Raw genomic sequence first — 23,642 nt, forward strand, 5'->3', positions numbered from 1 at the left:
TGATGATGAGAGGCTGAGTGCTGTTTTCTATTGTTTTAACTATCAGAAAGCCTTATACTATAATAATGTGCATATATATAAAATGCACAACATGATAATAGCTGAAAATTGAGTTTAAATGATAGATGCTGCTCAGAAGAAAGAGAAAGGGGATAAATGATGAACGAAAAACAGCGTTTAGAAAGCCAGCAAGTGCAAACAGCAAATCCTTCGGACAAAACCGCGAAGGATTACAGCAAATACTTTGAAACTGTTTATACTGCACCTTCCTTAAAGGAAGCAAAAAAACGCGGTAAAGAAGAAGTGAAATATCATAAAGATTTTAACATCCCAGAAGAATTTCATGGAATGGGAAATGGCCGAAAATTCTATATCCGCACGTACGGCTGCCAGATGAACGAGCATGATACCGAAGTAATGGCCGGCATTTTCCTTGGTCTTGGCTATGAGCCTACAGACTCAGTGGAAGATGCGAATGTCATTTTGCTTAATACATGTGCCATCCGGGAAAATGCCGAGAATAAAGTGTTTGGAGAACTTGGCCATCTTAAACATTTAAAAAAAGAAAAACCGGATCTTCTGATTGGGGTCTGCGGATGTATGTCCCAGGAGGAATCGGTTGTTAACAAGATTCTTAAAACGTATAACCAGGTAGATATGATTTTTGGAACACACAACATCCACCGTCTTCCTAACATTCTTCAGGAAGCCTATATGTCAAAGGAAATGGTTATTGAAGTATGGTCAAAGGAAGGGGATGTAATTGAAAACCTTCCAAAAGTGCGCCGCGGCAATATTAAGGCATGGGTTAACATTATGTACGGCTGTGATAAATTCTGCACCTACTGCATCGTTCCTTATACACGCGGAAAAGAGCGGAGCAGACGTCCTGAGGACATCATTCAGGAAGTTCGTCAGTTAGCTGCACAGGGCTATCAGGAAATTACCCTTCTTGGGCAAAACGTAAACGCATATGGAAAAGATTTTGAGGATATCAAATATGGCCTTGGCGATTTGATGGATGAAATGCGCAAAATCGATATTCCGCGCGTACGTTTTACAACCAGCCATCCGCGAGACTTTGATGATCATCTGATTGAAGTGCTGGCAAAAGGCGGAAATCTGGTAGAACACATACACCTACCGGTTCAATCCGGTTCAACGGATGTCTTAAAAATCATGGCGCGTAAATATACAAGAGAACAATACTTGGAGCTGGTTCGCAAAATTAAAGCGGCTATTCCAGGAGCAACCTTCACCACTGATATCATTGTGGGCTATCCTAATGAGACAGAAGAGCAATTTGAAGAAACAATTTCCCTATTCAGGGAGGTAGGCTTCGAAGCTGCTTATACGTTCATTTACTCACCTCGGGAAGGTACACCAGCTGCCAAAATGGTGGATAATGTACCAATGGAAGTAAAGAAAGAGCGACTTCAGCGTCTGAATGCATTAGTAAATGAATTTTCGGCAGAAGCAATGAAACAATATCAAGGCCAGACTGTAGAAGTTCTTGTGGAAGGTGAAAGCAAGAACAATCCTGAAATTCTTGCAGGATACACAAGAAAAAATAAGCTTGTAAACTTTAAGGGGCCGAAAACAGCAATCGGCAAAATTGTAAAAGTAAAAGTATCGGCTGCAAAGACATGGTCCTTAAACGGAGAAATGGTTGAAGAACTAGACGCGGTAGAGGTGAATCAGTAATGGCTAAATACACAAAGAGCGAAATTGTTGAACGTGCGAAGGATTTGGCACGTATGATTGCAGAGACAGAAGAAGTGGATTTTTTCAAACGTGCAGAAGCACAGATTAATGGTAATGAAAAGGTTAGTGCAACCATCACAGCCATCAAAGGTCTGCAAAAGCAGGCTGTTAATCTTCAGCACTATGGAAAAGCTGAAGCATTAAAGAAGACGGAAGAAAAAATAGCCAAATTGGAGCAGCAGCTGGATGAGATTCCTGTTGTACAGGAATTCAAGCAATCCCAGGTGGATGTTAATGAATTGCTTCAAATTGTGGCAAATGCGATTTCCAACACAGTAACAGACGAAGTCATTATGACTACGGGCGGAGATTTGCTGAGCGGCGAAACGGGATCTAAGATCAAGAACAGCAGCTGTTCACATTAATTACAGAAACGGAAACACCCTGCACCAGATAGTGCAGGGTGTTTTTTACGCTCTATATTTAAGGGAGGAATTGGTATTGGCCATGGGTTGTGGGGGGGGCCATTTATTGGTTTCGCAGTAGTTCTACTGCCTTTAAAAATTCTTTTCTATACTCCTGCTGTTCGATAATCGCAGCATTTAAAGTCGACAGCAAGGATTGATTGAGCATTTTAGTTCCTGCATCATCAGACTTTTTGTCCAAAAAGTTAAGAAGGAAAGTGTATACAAGGAGCAATGTCGAGTAATTATCCACATATGTGAGATTAATAGCCCGTCCGCCCTTTCCGCCGGCAGCATGGTTATTGATGGACGGTATTCCTGCTTCTGCAGCCATATCAATGAACTCCTTTGGAATACCCAGCTGCTTGAGGACTTCCGGATCCAGATCCAGTTTTTGTATATTTTGACTTAGCATGGTACTCCCTCCCTTCTTTTTGGACATTTTAAGACTCTGCATAGAAAAATGGCTTTATTTTAATATTAAGCTTTATTGCTTTGCTGCTGAGTTGTAGTGTTTACAGAAATAGCTGTGGAGTCTCCTCCATTTGCAACATTGTATTGAGCGGAAAGAATCGGAATGTTGATCAGTGCAGCATTGACAGCAAATCCGCCTCCTGAAATCGGCAATTGTCCGTTCAGGTTTGTTTGCGGAAGATTGGCTTGTGCAGCGAAAGTAAAAGCTTCAGCTTCGTTGCCGCTGTCTGCTCCATTTACTGCTCCTCCGCTTGGCAATACGCTATTGTCATTTTCGTAATCGTCATAGCATCTTGATAGCATGGTTTTCACCTCCTTCAATTGATTGAAGTGGCTGATGTCCAGATTATGAATCTTTCTTCATCATGTCGGTAAGATCTAAATCCAAAAGTTTTTTTCCATTTACAGATAGTTTCACCTGTTTATAATCCTCGGATGTTTCCACAACAGGCAGCAGATTTTTTAATGCTGGGATCATACTCCCGATCCCGGAGGAATTTTTTGCGAAGAGACCTTCCAAGTTTTTCAATGGCTTAAGAGATTCCATTAAATTTCCTTTTAACTCTTCAGACTGAATTTTTTCTAATCCTTTTGAATAAATTCCGCCCAATGATTCAGTAAATTTGGCAACCATCTGTTCTGCATATTGTTTTGCTTCTTCCCCTGTCAGCTCTTTTCCATTGATTGAAACTTTATAGCTGGAGTTCTCCTTGTCTGCCATTCCTGTTCACCTCCTTATCGCTAGTTTATTATATTGATTCATTAGCCAAGCTGTCTCCGCAGGTGTAATAGGACAAACGTGCATTTTTCAATTACTTACCTATTTATGGGTAAAGCCGCTTTCTTATTGCAGCCAGTATACATATTTAATCTCCGGCAGGATTTGTTCAGACCGGAACATTCGCCCGCTTCCGGCATACTATAAATCATGCCAATACTTTTGCCTAACATTCATAAAAATTATCGCACACTAGTCTAATATCCCGCATAGGATGAATTGAAAATGAATGAGGAGGGTTCGCTCGCAATGGGAGATTACAGAGAGATTATAACGAAAGCGGTCGTTGCGAAAGGACGTAAATTCACACAGTCCAATCATACGATCTGCCCGTCACACCATCCGTCAAGCATACTTGGCTGCTGGATCATAAACCATACGTACGAGGCGAAAAAAGCCGGAAAAACAGTGGAAATCTGCGGCCATTATGACATTAACGTTTGGTACTCTTTTAACAATAATACAAAAACCGAAGTTGTTACCGAACGGGTTGAGTATAAAGATGTCATTAAGTTGAAGTACCGTGATCCGGACTGTTTGGATGATCATGATATCATCGCCCGTGTTCTGCAGCAGCCGAGCTGCTGTGAAGCTGTCATTTCTCCAAACGGCAACAAAATCATCGTCACAGTGGAAAGAGAGTTCATGGTCGAGGTAATCGGCGAAACAAAAGTGTGTGTAGCTGTCTACCCAGACAAGTGCGAATGTGATGATGACGCTTGGGGACTTGACGTGGAAGATGAAGAATTCGAGGATTTAAATCCGGATTTTCTGGTGGGAACTGAAGAAGAGTAATAACAAACTAGGAGGTTTTACTTCCTAGTTTTTCTTTTTACTATCCTCTGAAATCAAGCGAAATAACGACAGCACCTTCCATCTTTAGTCTGAATCCTTTTGAATTGAATTTACTTAGAATGGAGTTATCAGATGCAAAGGGGAGAGGCGAAGATGAAAATATTTCAAGTGAATTTAAAGTGCCATGATGTGCACAGAATGAAAGAATTTTACACAAATGTGCTGGAGATGGAGCTGCTGACAGAGACTGAGAGTTATTTTACGATAATGGCCGGCACAACAAAAATTCTTTTTGAAAAAGATGATGCGATTCCTAATTATCATGTGTGTTTCCGGACAAATGCCGAATACTTTGACCATATGTATCAGATATTAGGGGCTGAAAGTGTGCTGCTTCCAAATCAGAAAGGCGAGTACAGCATGTTTTGGAAGGGCAAGCAGGCCTATTTTATCGATCCGGACGGAAATATTCTGGAGATGCTGGAGCGTCCTTTAGAGGGAATAAAAAAGAAGGGGAACCAATGGCACGATGTCGGAGAGGTTGGTTTGCCTGTTAGGGATGTTGCTGCAATGGAGCATGAATTAGATCAGTACCTGAAAAATGAACAAATGGATTCCAGTGAGACCTTTGCCTTTTACGGGGACAGCAAGGGGGTTTTTGTCCTGGTGAAGGAGGGGCGGAATTGGTATCCAACTGAAAGGGCTGCCGTTATTTCTCCTGTTAAAATATTTGCATCAGGACAAAGGGATGCCAGGTTTAGGCATCAGAAATATCCATATGAACTGATTGTGAGAAAAGAATGGGAAGGGAGCATCCCTGCTGTACAATTTCGCATTGCACGACCGACAAATCAGCTTGATCAACTTATTGCCTTTTACGAAGAAGGATTGGGTCTGAAGAGAGTCGGCGAATTTTGGAACCATGAAGGCTATGATGGGATTATGTATGGTCTTCCTGACAGCCAGTATCATCTTGAATTTACTCAATCCAAGGAAAAAATGGAGCTTCCGCAGCCTGCTAAAGAGCATCTATTAGTTTTTTATGTGGGAGACCGTCTGGAGAGGGATAACATGGCCGACAGGCTTGCTGCTCTTGGATATCTGGAAACAGAACCGGAAAATCCATACTGGAGCAGAGGCGGATTGACCTTTGAAGATCCTGATGGATGGCCGATTGTATTGATGAATACCCCGGGTATATGAGGCAATCGGTTTGCCGGGGTATTTTCGTTGTTACTTTTAAAATGATAAAGCCAACGTTTTCCTGCATATGTTAAAATAGCAAAGTAGTAAACTGAATTCAGAAAGGTTGTGGGTTTATGTTTAAAAAAGTTGCTTCTGATGTGCTGGGATTAAGTGATGTGGGAAGTGTCATTCACCCGGCTGATTATGACAAAGTCGACGCGGATGATTATGTCCTGCACGAAGATAATGAGAAAATCTATTTCCTGATCAAGTCCAAATCCGATGAATATTGCTTTACAAATAAGGCGCTTATTCATCTGGATGGTACCAGTGCTATGAGCAAAAAACGCACTTTAAAGCGCTACAGCTACCGCGAATACACGATCTCAAACGTGATGCTGGAAACAGCCGGTACAGTTGATTTGGATGTGGAAATCAAATTCGTAATCGGATCTCAGGCATTCTCGATTGACGTACATAAAAAGCATATTGAAGAATTGAAAGATTTATATAAAGCCCTGATCCGCATTTCCGAGATCTGCCGCGAAAATGAAGTTTCCATGGAATATGCTGAAAAAAGCCTTAGCTTGGCATCAAGCACCCTTGGCCGTTCAGTATCCAACCAGGATGCCAACGTAGTGGACAATTTCCGCGTATTAAATGAAACAGCCTTCAACTGGCTGATGAACAGCCGCAAGAAATACAATGTGAAAGACTTCGGCTATGTGTTTGAAAAATACATCAATAACTAAGAATACTGGCAGCTCTCCATTGGGGAGCTGCTTTTGAATTTCGAAACCTCATAACCTATAAAGAATACCCAAGGCAAATATTGCACATCTGAGTCACCTAATAATCTATGATATAATGAAAAAGACGTTTTTAGAGGAATCCTCTAAAACAAAACTATAAAAATAAAAGATTATGGATCGTTGGAGGAAGTTATGGCAGCAGCATACACGCCTATGATACAGCAATATTTACGGGTAAAGGCAGAATATCAGGATGCCTTTTTATTTTTTCGCCTTGGCGACTTTTACGAAATGTTTTTTGATGATGCACTTAAAGCATCACAGGAGCTTGAAATCACATTAACGAGCCGCGAGGGAGGCACGAAAGAACGGATTCCCATGTGCGGAGTGCCATATCATTCAGCACCGGTTTATATTGAACAATTGATTGAAAAAGGATATAAAGTCGCAATCTGCGAGCAAACGGAAGACCCAAAACAGGCAAAGGGCGTTGTGAAACGGGAAGTCGTTCAGCTTATCACGCCTGGAACAATGATGGAGGGCAAAGGTCTTCAGGAAAAAGAGAACAACTATATTGCATCGATTTCTGCTTTTGAAGATGAAACCTTTGGATTTACCACCAATGATTTATCCACAGGTGAGACGAAGGTAACGATGTTAAGCAACGGGTTTGAGGAAGTTCTGAACGAACTGTCCATGTCAGGAGCAAAGGAAGTAGTCATCTCTCCCGACTTTGATGGTGAATGGCAGCGGAGAATGAAAGAACGCTCCGTCATGGCGATCTCATTCGAGGATGATTGCGAAGTCCGGGACTCCTTTGAAGGACTTCTGAGTGATTTAAATCAGGACAAGCTAAGGAGAACATCTTCCAGATTAATTAATTACCTGTACCGCACGCAGAAGAGAAGTCTGGATCACCTTCAAAAAGTGGCGACTTATCAAGTAAATCAATACATGAAAATTGATTATTTCTCGAAAAAGAATCTCGAGCTGACAGAAACTATCCGGAGCAAAGGCAAGAAGGGCTCGCTATTGTGGCTCCTGGATGAAACAAAGACAGCCATGGGAGGACGACTATTAAAGCAATGGATCGACAGGCCGCTTATAGATGAACAGGAAATTAAGCGCCGCCATTCTTTGGTTGAAACGCTGATTGGCTCTTTCTTTGAACGGGAAGAAATCCGGGAAAAGCTGAAGGAAGTCTATGATCTGGAACGCCTTGCAGGAAGAGTGGCATTTGGGAATGTAAATGCCCGCGATCTTGTACAGCTTAAGAATTCTCTTCAGCAGATACCAATTTTAAAAGAAATGGTCTCAAATCTGTCGAATGAGGAAGCAGTGAGGCTCGCTGAACGCCTGGATGCCTGCGAAGAAGTCACGGATACTTTGGAAAGCGCCATAATGGAAAATCCGCCGCTGTCTTTGAAGGATGGAAACATTATTCAGGACGGCTATCATGAAGAGCTTGATAAATATCGCGATGCCAGCAGAAACGGGAAGACCTGGATTGCCCAGCTGGAGAAGCAGGAACGTGAAAAAACGGGCATAAAATCTTTAAAAATCGGTTTTAATCGTGTGTTTGGCTATTATATAGAAGTAACCCGCTCCAATCTGCACCTTCTTCAGGAAGGACAATATGAGCGGAAGCAGACCCTTACAAATGCGGAACGATTTATTACGCCTGAATTAAAGGAAAAAGAAGCACTCATACTGGAAGCGCAGGAAAAGTGTGTGGAGCTCGAGTATGAATTATTTACGAATGTCCGCGAATATGTAAAAGAATATATTCCGAGATTGCAAAAGCTGGCGAAAACGGTTAGTGAGTTGGATGTTCTTCAGTGCTTCGCAGCCGTCAGCGAACAGAGACATTATACAAAACCAAACTTTTCTAATGAAAGACGGATTTATATCAAAGACGGCCGCCATCCAGTCGTTGAAAAGGTGCTGAACGCACAGGAATATGTGCCTAATGACTGTTCTATGGATGCAGACAGGGAAATGCTGCTGATTACAGGGCCAAATATGTCCGGTAAAAGTACGTATATGCGTCAAATCGCACTTACTGCGATTTTAGGGCAAATCGGATGCTATGTGCCTGCTGCAGAAGCAGTACTCCCTATTTTCGACCAGGTATTTACCAGAATCGGCGCCGCTGATGACCTTATTTCCGGCCAGAGTACGTTCATGGTCGAGATGCTTGAAGCGAGAAATGCCATTGTGAATGCCACACAAAATAGCTTAATTTTATTTGATGAAATCGGGCGCGGAACTTCGACATATGATGGAATGGCATTGGCGCAGGCAATCATTGAATATATACACAACCGGATTGGTGCGAAGACATTGTTTTCCACCCACTATCATGAATTGACCGTGCTTGAAGAAGAACTGCCAAAAGTGAAAAACATCCATGTCAGCGCTGTCGAGCAAAATGGACGGGTTGTGTTTCTTCATAAAATTAAAGAAGGAGCAGCAGATAAGAGTTACGGAATCCATGTTGCCCAGCTTGCAGAGCTGCCGAATGAACTCATTGTCAGGGCAAATGAAATTTTAACAGGTCTTGAATCGAACGACCCTCACCCAGTGAAAAAAGAGATTCCTGCTGCAGAAAAGATTGCAGAGCCTGCTGCACAGTTATCCTTCTTTGAGGAACATGAAGACGTGAAGAAACCTTCATTGGGATCCAAAGAAAAGAAGATCATTGATAAAGTCAGAGCGCTCGATATCCTGGATATGACTCCAATGCAGGCATTAAATACATTATATGAGCTGCATAGGAAATTGAAGAATTGATAAACAGGGGTGACGAGATGGGGAAAATCATTCAGCTGGATGATTCGCTTTCAAATAAGATTGCTGCCGGCGAGGTGGTGGAGCGTCCTGCATCAGTGGTAAAGGAATTGATGGAGAACTCGATTGATGCCGGAAGCACGATTATTGAAATTGAAGTGGAAGAGGCCGGCTTAGCTAAGATCCGCATCATTGATAATGGGGATGGCATTGAGGAAGATGATGTCCTGAATGCCTTTCATCGCCATGCTACCAGTAAAATAAAAGACGAAAATGACCTTTTCCGCATCCGCACGCTTGGATTCCGCGGCGAGGCCTTGCCCAGTATTGCGTCTGTTTCCAGAATTGAGATGAAAACTTCAACTGGCGATGCGGGAACGCGCGTGGTCATCGAAGGCGGAAAAGTGGACGTGATGGAAAAGGCACCCGGGAGAAAAGGGACTGACCTCACTGTAACGGATTTATTTTTCAACACCCCGGCACGTCTCAAATATATGAAAACAATCCACACAGAGCTTGGCAATATTACAGATGTGGTTAACAGGCTGGCACTTGCCCATCCTGAGGTCGCCATCCGCCTGATCCATAATGAGCGGAAGCTTCTGCAGACGAATGGAAACGGGGATGTGCGGCAGGTGCTTGCAGCTATTTATGGGCTCAATATCGTGAAAAAGATGGTTCGGATTGAAGCAAGCTCACTTGATTTTAAAATCAGCGGCTATGCAGCACTGCCGGAAATTACAAGGGCGTCAAGAAACTATATTTCCACCATGATCAATGGACGCTTTATCAAAAATTACTCATTGGCTAAAGCCATTCAGGAGGGGTATCATACACTGCTGCCAATCGGACGCTACCCGATAGTACTCCTGAACATTGATATGGATCCGCTCCTTGTCGATGTGAACGTCCATCCGTCGAAAATGGAGGTGCGTTTAAGCAAGGAACATGAATTGAATGAGCTTGTATCAGGTGCTTTGAAGGCTGCATTTAAAAAAGAGGAACTGATTCCATCAGGGTTTACACAGCCGAAAAGCCTGAAGCCCAAGTCGGAACAGACAGCTCTTGATTTGGATCATTTGCCTGAGCAACGCGAGCAGGTCCCTTCTTTTGTGCGTGAAACGAGGGAGGAGGCTGTTCGGCAGTATCCGGACAGAGCAGTTCTTCATAGCCCGCAAAGTCCTCCTGCGGAGCTGCATGCAGCAAAAACTCCTGGCTTGCAGGATGCACATACTATGGATTTTAGCCATAAATCAGTAGAATTGCCTCAAGCGGATCCGCACATATTCCAGTCCGAAGAGCCGAGAGCTGCAGGAATGGAACAATTTTTCGCAGAGACTGCCACGGTAAAGGAGCCATCGCGTGTGCCCCCGCTTTATCCGATTGGACAAATGCATGGGACGTATATTTTTGCCCAGAATGACCGGGGCCTTTATATCATTGATCAGCACGCTGCACAGGAGCGGATTAAGTACGAGTATTTCAGGGAGAAGGTCGGCCAGGTTGAAAGCGAATTGCAGGAGATGCTCATTCCGCTTACCTTTGAATACTCAACAGATGATTATATCAAAATCGATGAATACAAAGCTGAGCTTGAAAAAGTGGGGGTATTTCTGGAGCCGTTTGGACATAACAGCTTTATCGTCCGTTCCCATCCTCAATGGCTTCCAAAAGGCGAGGAACAGGAAATCATTGAAGATATGATTGAACAGCTCTTAGCGATGAAGAAAGTCGATATTAAAAAACTGCGCGAGGAAGCAGCTATCATGATGAGCTGTAAAGCTTCCATTAAAGCGAATCACCATCTTCGCAATGATGAAATTCAGGCGTTGCTTGATGAATTGCGGAGCTCCTCCGATCCCTTCACATGCCCGCATGGACGGCCTATCATTATTCATTACTCCACTTATGAAATGGAGAAAATGTTTAAGAGGGTAATGTAGAAAGAGATGACGCTGAATCAGATTGGTTCAGCGTTTTTTATAGACAATAATTATGTTATGTAAACTAAAAGGTGTAATACCCATAAAATTGTTTGTCGCTCATAAGAAACCATAAGTGGTTCAAATCGTCATTATACGTAACAAAAAAGCATCCATTCCGCAAAATGAATGCTTTTCTTATAGGTTATCTTACCGCTGTATGCAGCTTATCAATAAATTGCAGCGCTTTTCCTGTTCCGACTGCCACAGATTCAAGCGGGCTAGGGGCAAGGTGAACAGGCACAACAATCTCATGTGAAAGCCATTCCTGCATGCCGTTTAAGAGGGCACCGCCGCCGGAAAGGATTACCCCGCGGTCTACGATATCTCCGCTGAGTTCAGCCGGGCTGTCCTCTAAGGTTGCACGGATTGCTTCAAGAATATGAAGCAATGATTCTTTGATTGCATCACGGATTTCATAGGAAGACAGTGTAATAGTCTTCGGCAGGCCGGTAACAAGGTCGCGGCCGCGCACTTCCATTGTCAGTTCTTCATGGTCAATCAGCGCGTAGCCGATTTCCATTTTAATATGCTCGGCTGTTCTTTCACCAATAAGGACGTTATATTCTTTACGTACATATTGAATGATATCATCGTCAAGTCTGTCCCCGCCAATGCGGATTGAATTGCAGGCAACAACTCCGCCAAACGAGATGATGGCAACTTCTGTTGAACCGCCGCCAATATCAACGACTACGTTCGCGACAGGCTCATCGACAGGCATGCCTGAACCAATTGCGGCTGCAACAGGTTCTTCGATCAGATGTACCTTCTTCGCTCCCGCATGGCGGACAGCATCATGGATGGCTCTTCTTTCAACACTTGTAGAACCAGAAGGGGTACATACAACGACATTCGGCTTTCTGATAGCGAATCCGACTTTTTTCGATGCTTTTCGCATAACCTGGCGAAGCATTTCAGTTGTTGTGTCATAGTCGGCAATAACCCCGTCTTTAAGAGGCCGGATGGCAACGATGCGGCCAGGTGTTTTCCCGATCATTTCTTTTGCTTCTTTACCGACAGCTAACACTTTTTTCGTTTCTGTATCAATTGCTACTACAGAAGGTTCATTAAGGATAATGCCTTTGGTTTTGCTGTATACAAGGATATTAGCAGTCCCTAAGTCTATTCCAATTTCAGATGTATTTAACATGAATTCTTCACCTATTTTCAAATTTATATTGTCACAATATAACCTTCTAATAAATTAACACGATTTTGGGGGTTAGCCTTTGTTTGTTATAGAATCGTTAATAAAATGTAATTTTATAAGAAAATTTTAGGAAACTTGTCGAATAGGAAACATGAAACTTGTTCATAATGCATAAATGTTCTTTTTTTATGAAAAGAATGGTAAGATGGTACCTGAAAAATTTCCCTGCCATATGGCAGGGAAAAATTAGAATGGCAGTAAAGGCAGTGAACAGATGAGTGAAAAAGAAAAGCTTGCAGTGCTGATTGGCCCTACAGCTGTTGGGAAAACAAAATTAAGCATTCTTCTGGCAAAAAGATTTAATGCCGAGATCATCAGCGGAGATTCAATGCAAATATATAAAAGCATGGACATCGGAACGGCAAAGATTAAAGAAGAAGAAATGGAAGGGATTCCGCATCATCTAATTGACATCAAAAATCCTGAAGAGCCGTTTTCGGCAGCTGAATTCCAGGAACTGGTACGAAGCAAAATCGCAGAGATCACCTCCAGAGGCAAACTTCCAATGATTGTTGGCGGGACGGGATTATATATTCAATCTGTTATTTATGATTACCAATTTTCAGATGCGCCTTCAGATGAGGAATTCAGAAAAATCTTGGAGGAACGCGCTGAAAGGGAAGGGAACACTGTTCTTTATGAGGAGCTTTTGGACATAGACCCTGAAAGCGCGGAAAAAATTCACCCCAATAACATTCGAAGAGTGATCAGGGCGTTGGAAATTTACCATTGCACAGGAAAGACAATGTCTCAGTATCAGGAAAAACAAAACCCGGAACTGCTTTATGATATGGCACTGATTGGGTTAACAATGGATCGGGAAACCTTATATGACCGCATCAATCAGAGAGTCGACATCATGATGGAGGAGGGCTTGCTTAAAGAGGTGCGATCACTTTATGATCATGGATTAATGGATTGCCAGTCCATTCAGGCCATTGGTTATAAAGAGCTGTATGAATACTTTAATGGGCGTGTTTCATTGGAGGATGCTGTAGAAAATCTGAAGCAAAATTCAAGAAGATATGCAAAAAGACAGCTGACATGGTTTCGAAACAAGATGAATGTGGAATGGTTTGATATGTCCGATTCAGTTGATCCCCATGAGTTTGAAAAAAAATTCGCTGAAATTTCTGCTCATATTGAAGGAAAGCTGAAAATAAAATCGAATACATAATGATAGAGATAAAAGAGGAGGATTATTATGAAATCAGCAATCAATATTCAAGATCAGGTACTTAACCAGCTACGCAAGGATAATATTAATTGTACTGTATTTTTGTTGAATGGATTCCAGATTAGAGGCCAAATCAAAGGCTTTGATAATTTTACAGTATTATTCGAATCAGAAGGGAAACAGCAGCTTGTTTATAAGCATGCCATTTCTACCTTCGTTCCACAGCGCAATGTTCAGCTGGATATGGAAAACCAGCAATAATATAAAACTGGAAGAAAAGCCCGCTTCGACTGAAGCGGGCTATTTTCTTATGCAAAGACAAATATTTTTAATGAAATGGATGATGGCTGAATACATATAGATATGAGAATTTAATGTGGATAAGAGTTGGTGGGCTTGTTCCTTATGAACTGGCAGAATACTGTCAGTTATCCGCACTCTCTAAAGCGGAGAAAAACCCGTTATTTCTCGGGAAACCGCATGAACCGACACTCCTGCGTTGACTCTTGTTGAAAACGGCAGGACCTTGTCGTATTTTAGCCTAATAACCGTATTATCGGGGATCATATAGGCTTTTGTCACAACGATTACTTCTTTGTGTATACTGTGCTAAGAATGTGAGGTGATAGCTTTTGGACCAGCCGATTCGCCTGAAAAATAATGGACAGATCAGCATCGTGCTCAATTCACAAAAGCGTAAAACATACACAAAAGAGCTTCCCGAATCCCAAGCGGCTCCAAAAGCCATTCCGGCTGAGCATACAGCTCTCAAAGAAATTGAAGAAGAACTTGGCGCTCTTGTAGGAATGGAAGAAATGAAGAAAATGATCAAGGAGATTTATGCCTGGATTTATGTGAATAAAAAGCGGGAAGAAGCCGGTCTCAAAGCTGGAAAGCAAGCATTGCATATGATGTTTAAGGGTAATCCCGGCACAGGTAAAACAACGGTTGCCCGATTAATAGGCAAGCTTTTTCAAAAAATGAATGTGCTGTCAAAAGGACATTTGATTGAAGCAGAGCGGGCCGACCTTGTAGGTGAATACATTGGCCATACCGCCCAAAAGACAAGGGATCTGGTAAAAAAAGCGATTGGCGGGATTCTTTTTATCGATGAAGCGTACTCATTAGGCAGAGGCGGAGAAAAAGACTTTGGCAAGGAAGCCATTGACACCCTCGTCAAGCATATGGAAGACCGCCAGCATGATTTTATTCTGATTCTGGCAGGCTATTCCAGAGAAATGAATCATTTCCTGACGCTGAATCCGGGTCTTCATTCACGTTTTCCACTTGTTGTTGACTTCCCTGATTACTCGATAGAGCAGCTGATGGAAATTGGGCAAAGGATGCTAAAGGAAAGGGAGTATACTTTAAGTCATGAATCCGAAAAGAAGCTGAGGGAGCACTTGCATTTTGTAAAAACCAATCTCAGCCCTAACAGCTTTTCGAACGGGCGCTACATCCGAAACATCCTTGAAAAATCAATCAGGGCACAGGCCATGCGTCTATTAATGCAAAACAGCTATGATAAACATGATCTGATGACTCTCAGAAGCAATGATTTGGTGTTTGAAGAAGCGGATTAAGGGGATATTGTAATAAAATAGACAGTGTCAATGAACATTGGCATTGTTTTTTTACTGGAGGAGGAATGTAAAATGAATGAAATTACAGTTTATACTACAAATACTTGTCCTTACTGTACGATGGTGAAGAACTTCCTGGATCAGCAGGGGCTGGATTATAAAGAGGTTAATGTGCAGAATGACCAGAGAGAAGCACAAAAACTGGTTGAAACCACAGGCCAAATGGGAGTGCCTCAAATTAATGTGAATGGAAAATGGGTCATTGGCTTTGATCCGAATACGATTATGGCGAATGTAAAGCAATAATATAGTGGGGCCTGCTCGTGGATTGAGCAGGTCTTTTTATATAAAATGTTTACAATAACAATAATAAAAGCACCGGCTTAAGCCGATGCTTTTGTCCCCAGCCTCTTAACAGGAAGCTTCCAATTATAAGTGTAAGATAAAACCCGCAAAGCGGTAATGATGATAAACAATGCATATAGCTCAAACGGCGCTGACGCAAGTCCGAGTCCGATAGTAAAACCACAAAGAATAGCCCAGACAGCATAAATTTCAGACCGTAATACAAGCGGTTTTCGTCTTGCCAGAAGATCGCGGACTATTCCCCCGCCGCTTCCTGTTAATACAGCTGCGACAATTACAGCACTTAAAGGATGATTCATTTCCGTTGCGTACAATGCTCCTTGAATGGCAAATGCGGATAATCCGATTGCATCAGTGAAATTGCCCCACTTTTGCCAGTGTTTGAGCAGGTTGTTCGGGAACAGCATTACAGCTGTGATGGATAGAAGGGCAATCTGAAAAAATAACCCCTGTTCCCAGAGAGCAGAGACTGGAACACCTATTAGCAGGTTTCGGATAGCACCGCCGCCAAAAGCAGTAACAATCCCGAGGATATAAACACCCAAAATATCATATTCTTCTTCCATGGCTACAATTGCACCGCTGACAGCGAACGCAATAGTGCCAATCATACTTAAAACTTCCCAGGTCATATGCCATTTCTCCTCATGATGCAAAACTCTAAATCTATTTTTTCTGAGTAATTACTAACGTAAATTCTTTCCAAACAATATGATTTTAACACGGAAAAAAAGAAATACAACCTTTTTTTGTGCATTTTTAATGGAAGGTGCAAAAGCCTATGGTTTGCGGTGAGAATAGTATTTGACCAGATTTTTTGTTATGATCAATTAAAATAGGAATACGAAAGAGGGATGCTTGTTGGAACGTAAGCCGGATTATGAAAAAGTCATTCTTGTCGGCTGCCATACTGATGAGGATGATCAGCGGTTTGAATATTCAATGGAAGAATTGGAATCCTTGACGGAAACCGCCAACGGAAAAGTTTTAGCTTCGCTGACACAAAAAAGGGAAAGGATTCATCCGTCTACATATATAGGAAAAGGAAAAGTGGAGGAACTTGCTGCCCTTCAGGAAGAAATAGAAGCAGATATTATCATTTTTAATGATGAGCTTTCACCGAGTCAGGTCCGCAATCTATCTAAAGATTTGGATGCGCGGATCATTGACCGCACACAGCTGATTTTGGATATCTTTGCTCAAAGAGCGCGCTCTAAAGAAGGGAAGCTTCAGGTTGAATTGGCTCAATTGCAGTATCTGCTGCCGCGTCTGTCAGGCCAGGGTGTCCAGCTTTCACGACTTGGAGGGGGGATTGGCACAAGGGGACCAGGTGAGACGAAACTCGAATCAGACCGCCGCCATATCCGCCGCCGCATTGATGATATTAAGACACAGTTATCTGTTATTGTTCAGCACCGGGACAGGTATCGTGAAAGAAGAAAGAAAAACAAAGCCTTCCAAATTGCGCTTGTCGGCTATACAAACGCAGGGAAATCCACGATTTTTAACAGGCTGTCCGAAGCAGATTCTTATGAAGAGAACCAGCTGTTTGCCACACTTGACCCAATGACCCGCAAGCTGATTTTGCCAAGTGGATTCATTACACTTGTGACAGATACAGTCGGATTTATTCAGGATTTGCCGACTACGCTGATTGCCGCCTTCCGTTCCACCCTGGAAGAAGTTAAGGAAGCAGATCTCCTGCTTCATGTGGTTGATATGTCCAATCCGGATTATTACCAACATGAGCAGACAGTCAATAAACTAATAGAAGATTTGGAAAATGATAAAATACCGCAGCTGACGGTATATAATAAGAGAGATCTAAAGCATCCTGATTTTGTCCCGACCGCCAGGACAGAAACGATTCAAATCAGTGCCTTTGAAGAAGATGACCGCAATGAGCTGAAACGGAAAATTGAGCAGATGATCCTGGGGATGATGAAGCATTACCATGTTGAGGTGCCGTCGACAGAAGGAAAACTGCTTTCACAGCTCAAGAACGAAACCATCCTTAGGGAATTGGCTTTCAATGAGGACAAAGAACTCTATATCTGCAAGGGCTACTACCTCGAAGACCATCAGATTTCAGGACCTTTAACGAAATATACCGTATAGTTAGGAGAACATCATGTTTCAACAGTTATCACAGGGAGAAAAGCTGCAGCCGATTGTAAAAGAAGTGGAGCAGCAAATTTCAGAAGTAATAAAGAGCATTGATGAGCGGATTGACGAGAACCAATTCCGTGTATTAAAGAGCTTTCAAAATTTCAAAGTCAGCGATTCTCATTTCATTCCATCAACCGGTTACGGATACGATGACATCGGCAGGGATACCTTGGAGGAAATATATGCAGAAGTTTTCGGCGGAGATGCCGGATTAGTGCGCCCTCAGATTATTTCAGGTACTCATGCCATTTCCATTACACTCTTTGGTGTATTGCGGCCGGGTGATGAATTACTGTACATAACAGGGAAGCCATATGACACACTGGAAGAAATCGTTGGCATCCGGGGAACAGGCAACGGCTCGCTGAAAGAGTTCGGCATTGGATACAATAGCATTCCACTGAATGAAGATGGGAGCATCAATTACCCTGCGGTTGAAAAAGCTATCAAACCGAACACGAAAATGATTGGCATTCAGCGTTCTAAAGGGTACGCAACAAGACCATCATTCACAATTGAACAAATAGAAGAAATGATTCAGTTTGTAAAAGAAATTAAGCCGGAGGCGATTGTGTTTGTTGACAATTGCTATGGAGAATTTGTTGAGGACAGGGAGCCTTGCCATGTTGGAGCAGACTTAATGGCGGGGTCGCTGATCAAGAACCCCGGCGGCGGGATAGCCAAAACTGGCGGTTATATTGTCGGGAAGAAGGAATTGGTGGATGCCTGCTCCTACCGAATGACTTCCCCGGGAATTGGTGCAGAAGCTGGTGCGTCCCTTTACAGTCTTCAGGAAATGTATCAAGGCTTTTTCCTTGCTCCCCACGTTGTCGGCCAGGCGCTGAAAGGGGCTGTTTTTACAGCAGCACTGCTTGAGAGGCTTGGAATGAACTCTAATCCAAAATGGGATAGCAAAAGAACTGATTTGATCCAATCTGTTCAATTCGATGATAAAGAAAAAATGGTAAAGTTTTGCCAGGCGATTCAATTCGCATCTCCCGTTAATTCCCATGTAACAGCTTATCCAGCTTATATGCCGGGTTATGAAGATGATGTTATCATGGCAGCAGGTACTTTTATCCAGGGTGCCAGTATTGAATTGACAGCAGACGGTCCAATCAGGCCGCCATTCGTTGCCTATGTGCAGGGAGGTCTTACCTATTCGCATGTGAAAATGGCTGTATGCATTGCATTGAACCAATTGCTGGAAAAGGGTTTAGTCCAATTAAATTAGGTAAATATAAGAGGGACAGCTGCATAGTAGTTGTCCCTTTCTTTTGCTTTGTCTGAGAATTATATAAAAATAGGAAAGGGAAAAATTTTTGAAAAAATGATGTTATAAAACCTAACATATTGTTGACATATTTTCTAACATTACATATAATATTCTCAAGAAGTAAATGAAAAGGGGGAGAAATAGTTGACTGGAAGCGAAATTCGCCGTTCCATGCCGCTTTTCCCAATTGGTACTGTTATGCAGCTGACTGACCTGACCGCCAGGCAGATTCGCTACTATGAAGAGCACCAATTAATTTCTCCAGCTAGAACTGACGGAAATAGAAGGCTTTTTTCCTTAAACGACATCGATGTCCTTCTCGAAATTAAAGATTTAATTGATCAAGGCATTAATATGGCGGGGATCAAGCAGCTATTTTTTGTTAAAGAACAGCAAGCACTAACTGAAACAATGAATAAACAAGCTGAAAAAGCGAGACGCGATTTATCGGATGAAGAAATCCGGAAGCTTCTGCGCAAGGAAATTGTGCAGGCTGGCCGTTTTAATCGCTCTTCATCCCGGCAGGGCAGCATCCAACGCTTTTTCCATTAAGAAAGCCTTTTTAGCTCGTTGATAATGTCTTGGATTTCCAGGCGCACATTAACAGAGCAAAAAATAAATCACTATGTAAATTTAAGGGAGGAAATACCAATGGCGAAGTTTACCAAAGAAGATATTAAACGTATTGCAGAAGAGGAAAATGTGAAATTTGTCCGTTTACAGTTTACGGATATTCTTGGAACAATCAAGAATGTGGAAATTCCGATCAGCCAGCTTGAAAAAGCGCTTGATAACAAAATGATGTTTGATGGATCTTCAATCGAAGGTTTCGTGCGCATTGAAGAGTCAGACATGAATCTATATCCAGACCTTGATACTTGGGTGGTGTTTCCTTGGACTGCGGAAAAAGGCAAAGTGGCACGTTTGATTTGTGATATCTACAATCCGGATGGAACTCCATTTCTTGGCGATCCGCGCAGCAACCTGAAACGCATTCTAAAAGAAATGGAAGACCTTGGATACACTGATTTTAACTTAGGGCCTGAACCGGAATTCTTTCTTTTCAAGCTTGACCATGCAGGGGAGCCGACTCTGGAACTGAACGACAATGGCGGATACTTCGACCTTGCTCCGACTGATCTTGGCGAAAACTGCCGCCGTGATATCGTGCTGGAGCTCGAAGAAATGGGCTTTGAAATTGAAGCTTCCCACCATGAGGTGGCACCTGGCCAGCACGAAATCGACTTCAAATATGCGGATGCTCTAACAGCTTGTGACCAAATCCAGACATTTAAGCTTGTTGTTAAAACCATTGCCCGAAAGCACGGCTTGCATGCAACATTCATGCCGAAGCCATTATTCGGTGTCAGCGGATCCGGAATGCACTGCAACGTTTCACTATTCAAGGATGGCAAAAATGCATTCTTCAATGAAACCGGCGATCTTCAGCTAAGTGATGACGCCCGCCACTTTATTGCTGGTATCGTGAATCATGCAACTGCATTTACAGCAGTGACAAACCCTATCGTTAACTCATACAAGCGTCTGGTACCAGGCTATGAAGCACCTTGCTATGTTGCCTGGTCTGCTCAAAACCGTTCACCTCTTATCCGTATCCCTGCTTCCCGCGGAGTAAGTACACGTGTTGAGGTGCGGAGCGTTGACCCTGCTGCGAACCCATACCTTGCGATGGCTGTATTATTAAAAGCTGGCCTGGACGGAATCAAAAATAAAATGACTCCTCCTGCACCAGTGGACCGCAATATCTATGTAATGACAAAAGAAGAGCGTGAGGAAGAAGGAATCAAGGATCTGCCTCCTACATTGGCAGCAGCGCTTGAAGAGCTAAAGAGAGATGAGGTAATTGTTTCTGCTCTCGGCGATCACATTTTCGAACATTTCATTGAAGCGAAAGAAATCGAGTGGGATATGTTCCGTACGCAAGTGCATCCATGGGAGCGCGAGCAGTACCTGAGCATGTACTAAGAAAATATGACAACCCCTGGCTGATAAAGTCAGGGGTTTTTTTTATGAAAAATGCAAAAACCCCGTTTCAATTGAACGAGGTTTTAACTAATTTCTATCTCTCTGCATCTCTCTATTCTTTGTGTCTTATTTTTAAGAAATCGAGACATGTCAGTAGTGCATCTCCTCCAAATCCTGCAATCACCGCCAGTAGAACTACCTTTAAGGCAGAGTCAGGATCTGAAGATACGACCAAAAAAACAGCCGCTAAAGCCCCCATGATTACCTCTTCAAAGACCCCCAGATAGATGAACTTTTTTGTCCTTCTGGGTTTAACCATTTTGCCTTCTTTCCGAATATGTCCAACGACACCAACCAGCCCACCAATCAACAAAGCGAAGGTAATGTTCAAAAACATTTTTACTTCACACTCCTAAAGTCGAGATTTTGGACAAGCGACCTTAGGTTGATTCTCGGTGTATTACCATTATATTGAAAATGAATATAAAATAACATGCATAAAAATACCGAATTTTCTGAACAACAAAATAGTCATACATGACTGTAACCTTATGCTAAAAGAAAAGTATCAGTTACTTTCGTAGGATTTAACTGATAGTACCAGGTAATAGGAACTGATTACCTTCTTAATATTGGAAAAAACAAAAAGCAGGCAGCGATGCCTGCTTTTGAATCTATTAATGCATATGACGGTATACGCCTATAACCTTGCCAAGAATAGAAACATTGCGGAGGATAATTGGTTCCATTGTCGAGTTTTCGGGCTGCAGACGGATAAAATCTTTTTCTTTAAAGAATCTTTTGACCGTTGCTTCATCTTCCTCTGTCATAGCCACCACGATATCCCCATTATTGGCAGTGCTCTGCTGTTTGACAATTACATAATCTCCATCAAGGATTCCGGCTTCAATCATACTTTCGCCCATGATTTCAAGCATGAAAACATGCTCGTCAGCAGGAGCCATTCTTTCCGGAAGCGGGAAGTATTCCTCAACATTTTCAATTGCCGTTATCGGCTGTCCTGCAGTTACTTTACCTACGATTGGAACATTAACTGCACTGACCTTGGGAATGTTAGAAGCCTCGTCCAAATCTAAAATTTCAATAGCACGCGGTTTTGTAGGGTCCCTGCGAATCAGTCCTTTGCTTTCAAGCCTTGCGAGATGGCCGTGAACGGTCGAGCTTGAAGCCAGACCGACTGCTTCCCCAATTTCCCTTACAGAAGGAGGATATCCTCTTAATTTAACTTCTTCTTTTATAAACTCCAATATATCTTGCTGCCTTTTTGATAATTTCACCATCTTTACGCACCTCGTATGTGTTTTTATTGTCTCAATTATAGCATCAATTACCATTTGATACAAACATAAGTTCGAATATTTGTTGACACAAAACAAGTGTTCGGTCTATAATGAAAACATCAAATACGAACATACATTCTTTTAGAGGTGGTATATCATGCTGAACAAATTGTGGAAATCATATTCTTATGCTATTATTCTCTTCGCTTTAAGTGTGGCAGCATCATTTATAATGCTCATGCAAATAGAAACGCCTGATACGGAAAAGTTTGTGAAAGTCACTGTTGCAGAAGGTGATTCTTTATGGGAGATTGCTGAAAATTTTTCTTCTGAGCATTCTCTTACAAAAGATCAATTTATAAATTGGGTAGAACGAAATAATGGGATAGCGGCAGGTAGGATTTTTCCGGGTGATGAAATTGTTATTCCAGTAAAAGCCCTGGATGACCAGCCATATAAAGAGCTTGCCAGTTCAGACCTTAACGAATAAGGAGAAGTTATGAAAGCAATAATTTACTGCAGAGTTAGTACAACAAAGGATACTCAGGAAACATCCCTTTCAAGACAGGAAGAAGAGCTTTTGAACCTGGCAAAAACGCATGACTTTGATGTAGTCAAGGTCATCCGTGAACAGGCCAGCGGATACGATCTCGAAAGAGACGGTATATTGGTCCTTTTAGACTTAATTAAAAAAAAGGATATTAAAGTTGTTCTAATCCAGGATGAAACAAGGCTGGGGAGGGGAAATGCCAAGATTGCGATTCTCCATTGCATATTTAAAGAAGAAGTCCAGTTATATAGCATCTCGAATAACGGAAAGCTGGAGCTTTCGGAATCAGATTCGATGGTCCTCAGTATCGTAGGGATGGTAGAGGAGTATCAGAGAAAGCTGCATAACATCAAAATCAAACGCGGCATGCAACGGGCTGTTGATAAAGGATACAGGCCCGAGAAAAACCTAAGTAATCAGGGAGTAAATGGCGGCAGGGAAAGAATAGAGGTGCCGATAGAGGAAATTGTCCGGTTGAGGAAAAACGAGTTAACGTTTGCTGAAATTGCAGCTACGCTTAGAGGTTTTGGCTATAATATTTCCAAAGCAACTGTCCATAGAAGGTATAAAGAACATATTGATTCACTTGCTGAGTAGAGCACTTTCCTTGTCAAAAGTGCTCATTTTTAGTATGATGGCATTTGAGTTTCAGTATTGTTCCATATCTGAAGCTGCTGTATAATAAAAACTTCCATCAGATTATTCAAAGGTAAACTTTTGATATAAAGGAGTTTTAATAAATGCTGCCTAAACAAAAACTTGCCCGAATTAATGAACTGGCAAAGAAGGCCAAGGAATCCGGACTAACAGAAGCAGAAGCGAAAGAACAGACATCTTTGCGCAAAGAGTATTTGGAGACTTTCCGCTCTGGTATGTTAAACACGCTGAAAGGCGTTACAATCGTTGACCCGAAAGGGAACGATGTAACTCCAAAAAAGCTGAAAGATTTCCAAAATAAAAACCGCCTTCACTAATAATATAATTGCAAGGGATACACTGTGCTGTATTCCTTCTTTTAATAGAGGAGATGGCATTACTGATCTATCTCCGCTTTTTTTACATATGCCGGGTCTTTTTGTGTCAATATAGTAACAAAC

25 protein-coding genes and 1 pseudogene are annotated in these 23,642 nt (G+C 42.2%); 19 read left to right on the forward strand and 7 right to left on the reverse strand.

Translation table 11 applies throughout. The annotated features are described in order from the left end of the window. Positions 1 to 159 precede the first annotated feature (159 nt). Positions 160 to 1,704 (forward strand): tRNA (N6-isopentenyl adenosine(37)-C2)-methylthiotransferase MiaB, encoded by a 1,545-nt coding sequence (gene miaB / locus CHI10_RS00965; protein ID WP_095242419.1) that lies wholly within the window; start codon positions 160 to 162, stop codon positions 1,702 to 1,704. Beyond that, positions 1,704 to 2,129 (forward strand): YlbF/YmcA family competence regulator, encoded by a 426-nt coding sequence (locus CHI10_RS00970; protein WP_095242420.1) that lies wholly within the window; start codon positions 1,704 to 1,706, stop codon positions 2,127 to 2,129. The genes miaB and CHI10_RS00970 overlap by 1 nt, the downstream gene beginning before the upstream one ends. 103 nt (positions 2,130 to 2,232) lie before the next feature. On the opposite strand, the gene CHI10_RS00975 is transcribed toward CHI10_RS00970, so the two are convergent. The 3 genes from CHI10_RS00975 to CHI10_RS00985 form a co-directional block, all read right to left on the reverse strand. Then, positions 2,233 to 2,583: a hypothetical protein gene (locus tag CHI10_RS00975; RefSeq protein WP_076255900.1), complete on the reverse strand. Its 351-nt coding sequence runs from the start codon at positions 2,581 to 2,583 to the stop codon at positions 2,233 to 2,235. 65 nt (positions 2,584 to 2,648) lie between these two features. Further along, complete coding sequence (locus CHI10_RS00980) at positions 2,649 to 2,945, reverse strand: hypothetical protein (protein ID WP_095242421.1); 297 nt, start codon at positions 2,943 to 2,945, stop codon at positions 2,649 to 2,651. 43 nt (positions 2,946 to 2,988) lie between these two features. Further along, positions 2,989 to 3,363: a hypothetical protein gene (locus tag CHI10_RS00985; protein ID WP_095242422.1), complete on the reverse strand. Its 375-nt coding sequence runs from the start codon at positions 3,361 to 3,363 to the stop codon at positions 2,989 to 2,991. A gap of 306 nt (positions 3,364 to 3,669) precedes the next feature. On the opposite strand from CHI10_RS00985, the gene CHI10_RS00990 reads away from it, so the two are divergent. The 6 genes and pseudogenes from CHI10_RS00990 to mutL all read left to right on the forward strand — a co-directional run bounded on the left by CHI10_RS00990 (position 3,670) and on the right by mutL (position 10,885). Continuing rightward, complete coding sequence (locus tag CHI10_RS00990) at positions 3,670 to 4,215, forward strand: outer spore coat protein CotE (protein ID WP_048008951.1); 546 nt, start codon at positions 3,670 to 3,672, stop codon at positions 4,213 to 4,215. A gap of 153 nt (positions 4,216 to 4,368) precedes the next feature. Continuing rightward, a pseudogene (locus CHI10_RS22830) lies at positions 4,369 to 4,680 on the forward strand (VOC family protein); the annotation flags it as partial. 348 nt (positions 4,681 to 5,028) lie between these two features. After that, the gene (locus CHI10_RS22155) at positions 5,029 to 5,418 is read left to right on the forward strand and encodes a VOC family protein (protein WP_179288916.1); all 390 of its coding nucleotides are present in this window, start codon (positions 5,029 to 5,031) and stop codon (positions 5,416 to 5,418) included. A gap of 116 nt (positions 5,419 to 5,534) precedes the next feature. Further along, positions 5,535 to 6,152 carry a PH domain-containing protein gene (locus CHI10_RS01000; RefSeq protein ID WP_095242424.1) on the forward strand — a complete coding sequence of 206 codons (618 nt, stop codon included), beginning with the start codon at positions 5,535 to 5,537 and terminating at the stop codon, positions 6,150 to 6,152. Between the two features lie 192 nt (positions 6,153 to 6,344). Continuing rightward, the gene (gene mutS / locus CHI10_RS01005; protein WP_095242425.1) at positions 6,345 to 8,945 is read left to right on the forward strand and encodes a DNA mismatch repair protein MutS; all 2,601 of its coding nucleotides are present in this window, start codon (positions 6,345 to 6,347) and stop codon (positions 8,943 to 8,945) included. 17 nt (positions 8,946 to 8,962) lie between these two features. After that, positions 8,963 to 10,885 (forward strand): DNA mismatch repair endonuclease MutL, encoded by a 1,923-nt coding sequence (mutL, locus tag CHI10_RS01010; protein ID WP_095242426.1) that lies wholly within the window; start codon positions 8,963 to 8,965, stop codon positions 10,883 to 10,885. A 184-nt stretch (positions 10,886 to 11,069) separates the two neighbouring features. On the opposite strand, the gene mreBH is transcribed toward mutL, so the two are convergent. Continuing rightward, positions 11,070 to 12,077 carry a rod-share determining protein MreBH gene (gene mreBH / locus CHI10_RS01015; protein ID WP_095242427.1) on the reverse strand — a complete coding sequence of 336 codons (1,008 nt, stop codon included), beginning with the start codon at positions 12,075 to 12,077 and terminating at the stop codon, positions 11,070 to 11,072. Positions 12,078 to 12,351: 274 nt separating this feature from the next. Here mreBH and miaA point away from each other — a divergent pair, with 274 nt between their 5' ends. The 4 genes from miaA (at position 12,352) to CHI10_RS01035 (ending at position 15,203) form a co-directional block, all read left to right on the forward strand. Next, positions 12,352 to 13,314, forward strand: a complete 963-nt coding sequence (miaA, locus tag CHI10_RS01020; RefSeq protein ID WP_095242428.1) for a tRNA (adenosine(37)-N6)-dimethylallyltransferase MiaA — start codon at positions 12,352 to 12,354, stop codon at positions 13,312 to 13,314. Positions 13,315 to 13,341: 27 nt separating this feature from the next. Further along, entirely contained in the window at positions 13,342 to 13,575 is a 234-nt protein-coding gene (hfq, locus tag CHI10_RS01025) for an RNA chaperone Hfq (protein WP_009330585.1), read from the forward strand. 371 nt (positions 13,576 to 13,946) lie between these two features. After that, positions 13,947 to 14,897, forward strand: coding sequence for a stage V sporulation protein K (spoVK, locus tag CHI10_RS01030; RefSeq protein ID WP_095242429.1), 951 nt, complete (start codon positions 13,947 to 13,949; stop codon positions 14,895 to 14,897). Positions 14,898 to 14,969: 72 nt separating this feature from the next. Continuing rightward, a complete protein-coding gene (locus tag CHI10_RS01035) occupies positions 14,970 to 15,203 on the forward strand; it encodes a glutaredoxin family protein (RefSeq protein ID WP_095242430.1) in 234 nt (77 codons plus the stop codon). 77 nt (positions 15,204 to 15,280) lie between these two features. On the opposite strand, the gene CHI10_RS01040 is transcribed toward CHI10_RS01035, so the two are convergent. After that, positions 15,281 to 15,895, reverse strand: coding sequence for a trimeric intracellular cation channel family protein (locus tag CHI10_RS01040; RefSeq protein ID WP_095242431.1), 615 nt, complete (start codon positions 15,893 to 15,895; stop codon positions 15,281 to 15,283). Positions 15,896 to 16,124: 229 nt separating this feature from the next. Here CHI10_RS01040 and hflX point away from each other — a divergent pair, with 229 nt between their 5' ends. The 4 genes from hflX (at position 16,125) to glnA (ending at position 20,694) form a co-directional block, all read left to right on the forward strand. After that, entirely contained in the window at positions 16,125 to 17,381 is a 1,257-nt protein-coding gene (hflX, locus tag CHI10_RS01045) for a GTPase HflX (protein WP_095242432.1), read from the forward strand. A gap of 13 nt (positions 17,382 to 17,394) precedes the next feature. Beyond that, positions 17,395 to 18,666, forward strand: a complete 1,272-nt coding sequence (locus tag CHI10_RS01050) for a methionine gamma-lyase family protein (protein WP_095242433.1) — start codon at positions 17,395 to 17,397, stop codon at positions 18,664 to 18,666. Positions 18,667 to 18,852: 186 nt separating this feature from the next. Next, positions 18,853 to 19,260: a MerR family transcriptional regulator gene (locus CHI10_RS01055; protein ID WP_095242434.1), complete on the forward strand. Its 408-nt coding sequence runs from the start codon at positions 18,853 to 18,855 to the stop codon at positions 19,258 to 19,260. Positions 19,261 to 19,359: 99 nt separating this feature from the next. Then, complete coding sequence (gene glnA / locus CHI10_RS01060) at positions 19,360 to 20,694, forward strand: type I glutamate--ammonia ligase (RefSeq protein ID WP_048008929.1); 1,335 nt, start codon at positions 19,360 to 19,362, stop codon at positions 20,692 to 20,694. 112 nt (positions 20,695 to 20,806) lie between these two features. Here glnA and CHI10_RS01065 read toward each other — a convergent pair whose 3' ends face one another. Next, the gene (locus CHI10_RS01065) at positions 20,807 to 21,091 is read right to left on the reverse strand and encodes a DUF4257 domain-containing protein (protein WP_009330566.1); all 285 of its coding nucleotides are present in this window, start codon (positions 21,089 to 21,091) and stop codon (positions 20,807 to 20,809) included. Positions 21,092 to 21,371: 280 nt separating this feature from the next. Then, positions 21,372 to 21,995 carry a transcriptional repressor LexA gene (gene lexA / locus CHI10_RS01070; RefSeq protein ID WP_048008928.1) on the reverse strand — a complete coding sequence of 208 codons (624 nt, stop codon included), beginning with the start codon at positions 21,993 to 21,995 and terminating at the stop codon, positions 21,372 to 21,374. A gap of 157 nt (positions 21,996 to 22,152) precedes the next feature. Between lexA and yneA the strand changes: the two genes are divergently transcribed. The 3 genes from yneA to CHI10_RS01085 all read left to right on the forward strand — a co-directional run bounded on the left by yneA (position 22,153) and on the right by CHI10_RS01085 (position 23,519). Further along, a complete protein-coding gene (gene yneA / locus CHI10_RS01075) occupies positions 22,153 to 22,485 on the forward strand; it encodes a cell division suppressor protein YneA (protein ID WP_095242435.1) in 333 nt (110 codons plus the stop codon). A 9-nt stretch (positions 22,486 to 22,494) separates the two neighbouring features. Further along, positions 22,495 to 23,142 (forward strand): YneB family resolvase-like protein, encoded by a 648-nt coding sequence (locus CHI10_RS01080; protein WP_095242436.1) that lies wholly within the window; start codon positions 22,495 to 22,497, stop codon positions 23,140 to 23,142. 143 nt (positions 23,143 to 23,285) lie between these two features. Further along, a complete protein-coding gene (locus CHI10_RS01085; RefSeq protein WP_035330672.1) occupies positions 23,286 to 23,519 on the forward strand; it encodes a DUF896 domain-containing protein in 234 nt (77 codons plus the stop codon). Positions 23,520 to 23,642 lie beyond the last annotated feature (123 nt).

The sequence above is a fragment of the Bacillus sp. 7894-2 genome, assembly GCF_002272225.1.
Taxonomy (GTDB): domain Bacteria; phylum Bacillota; class Bacilli; order Bacillales; family Cytobacillaceae; genus Cytobacillus.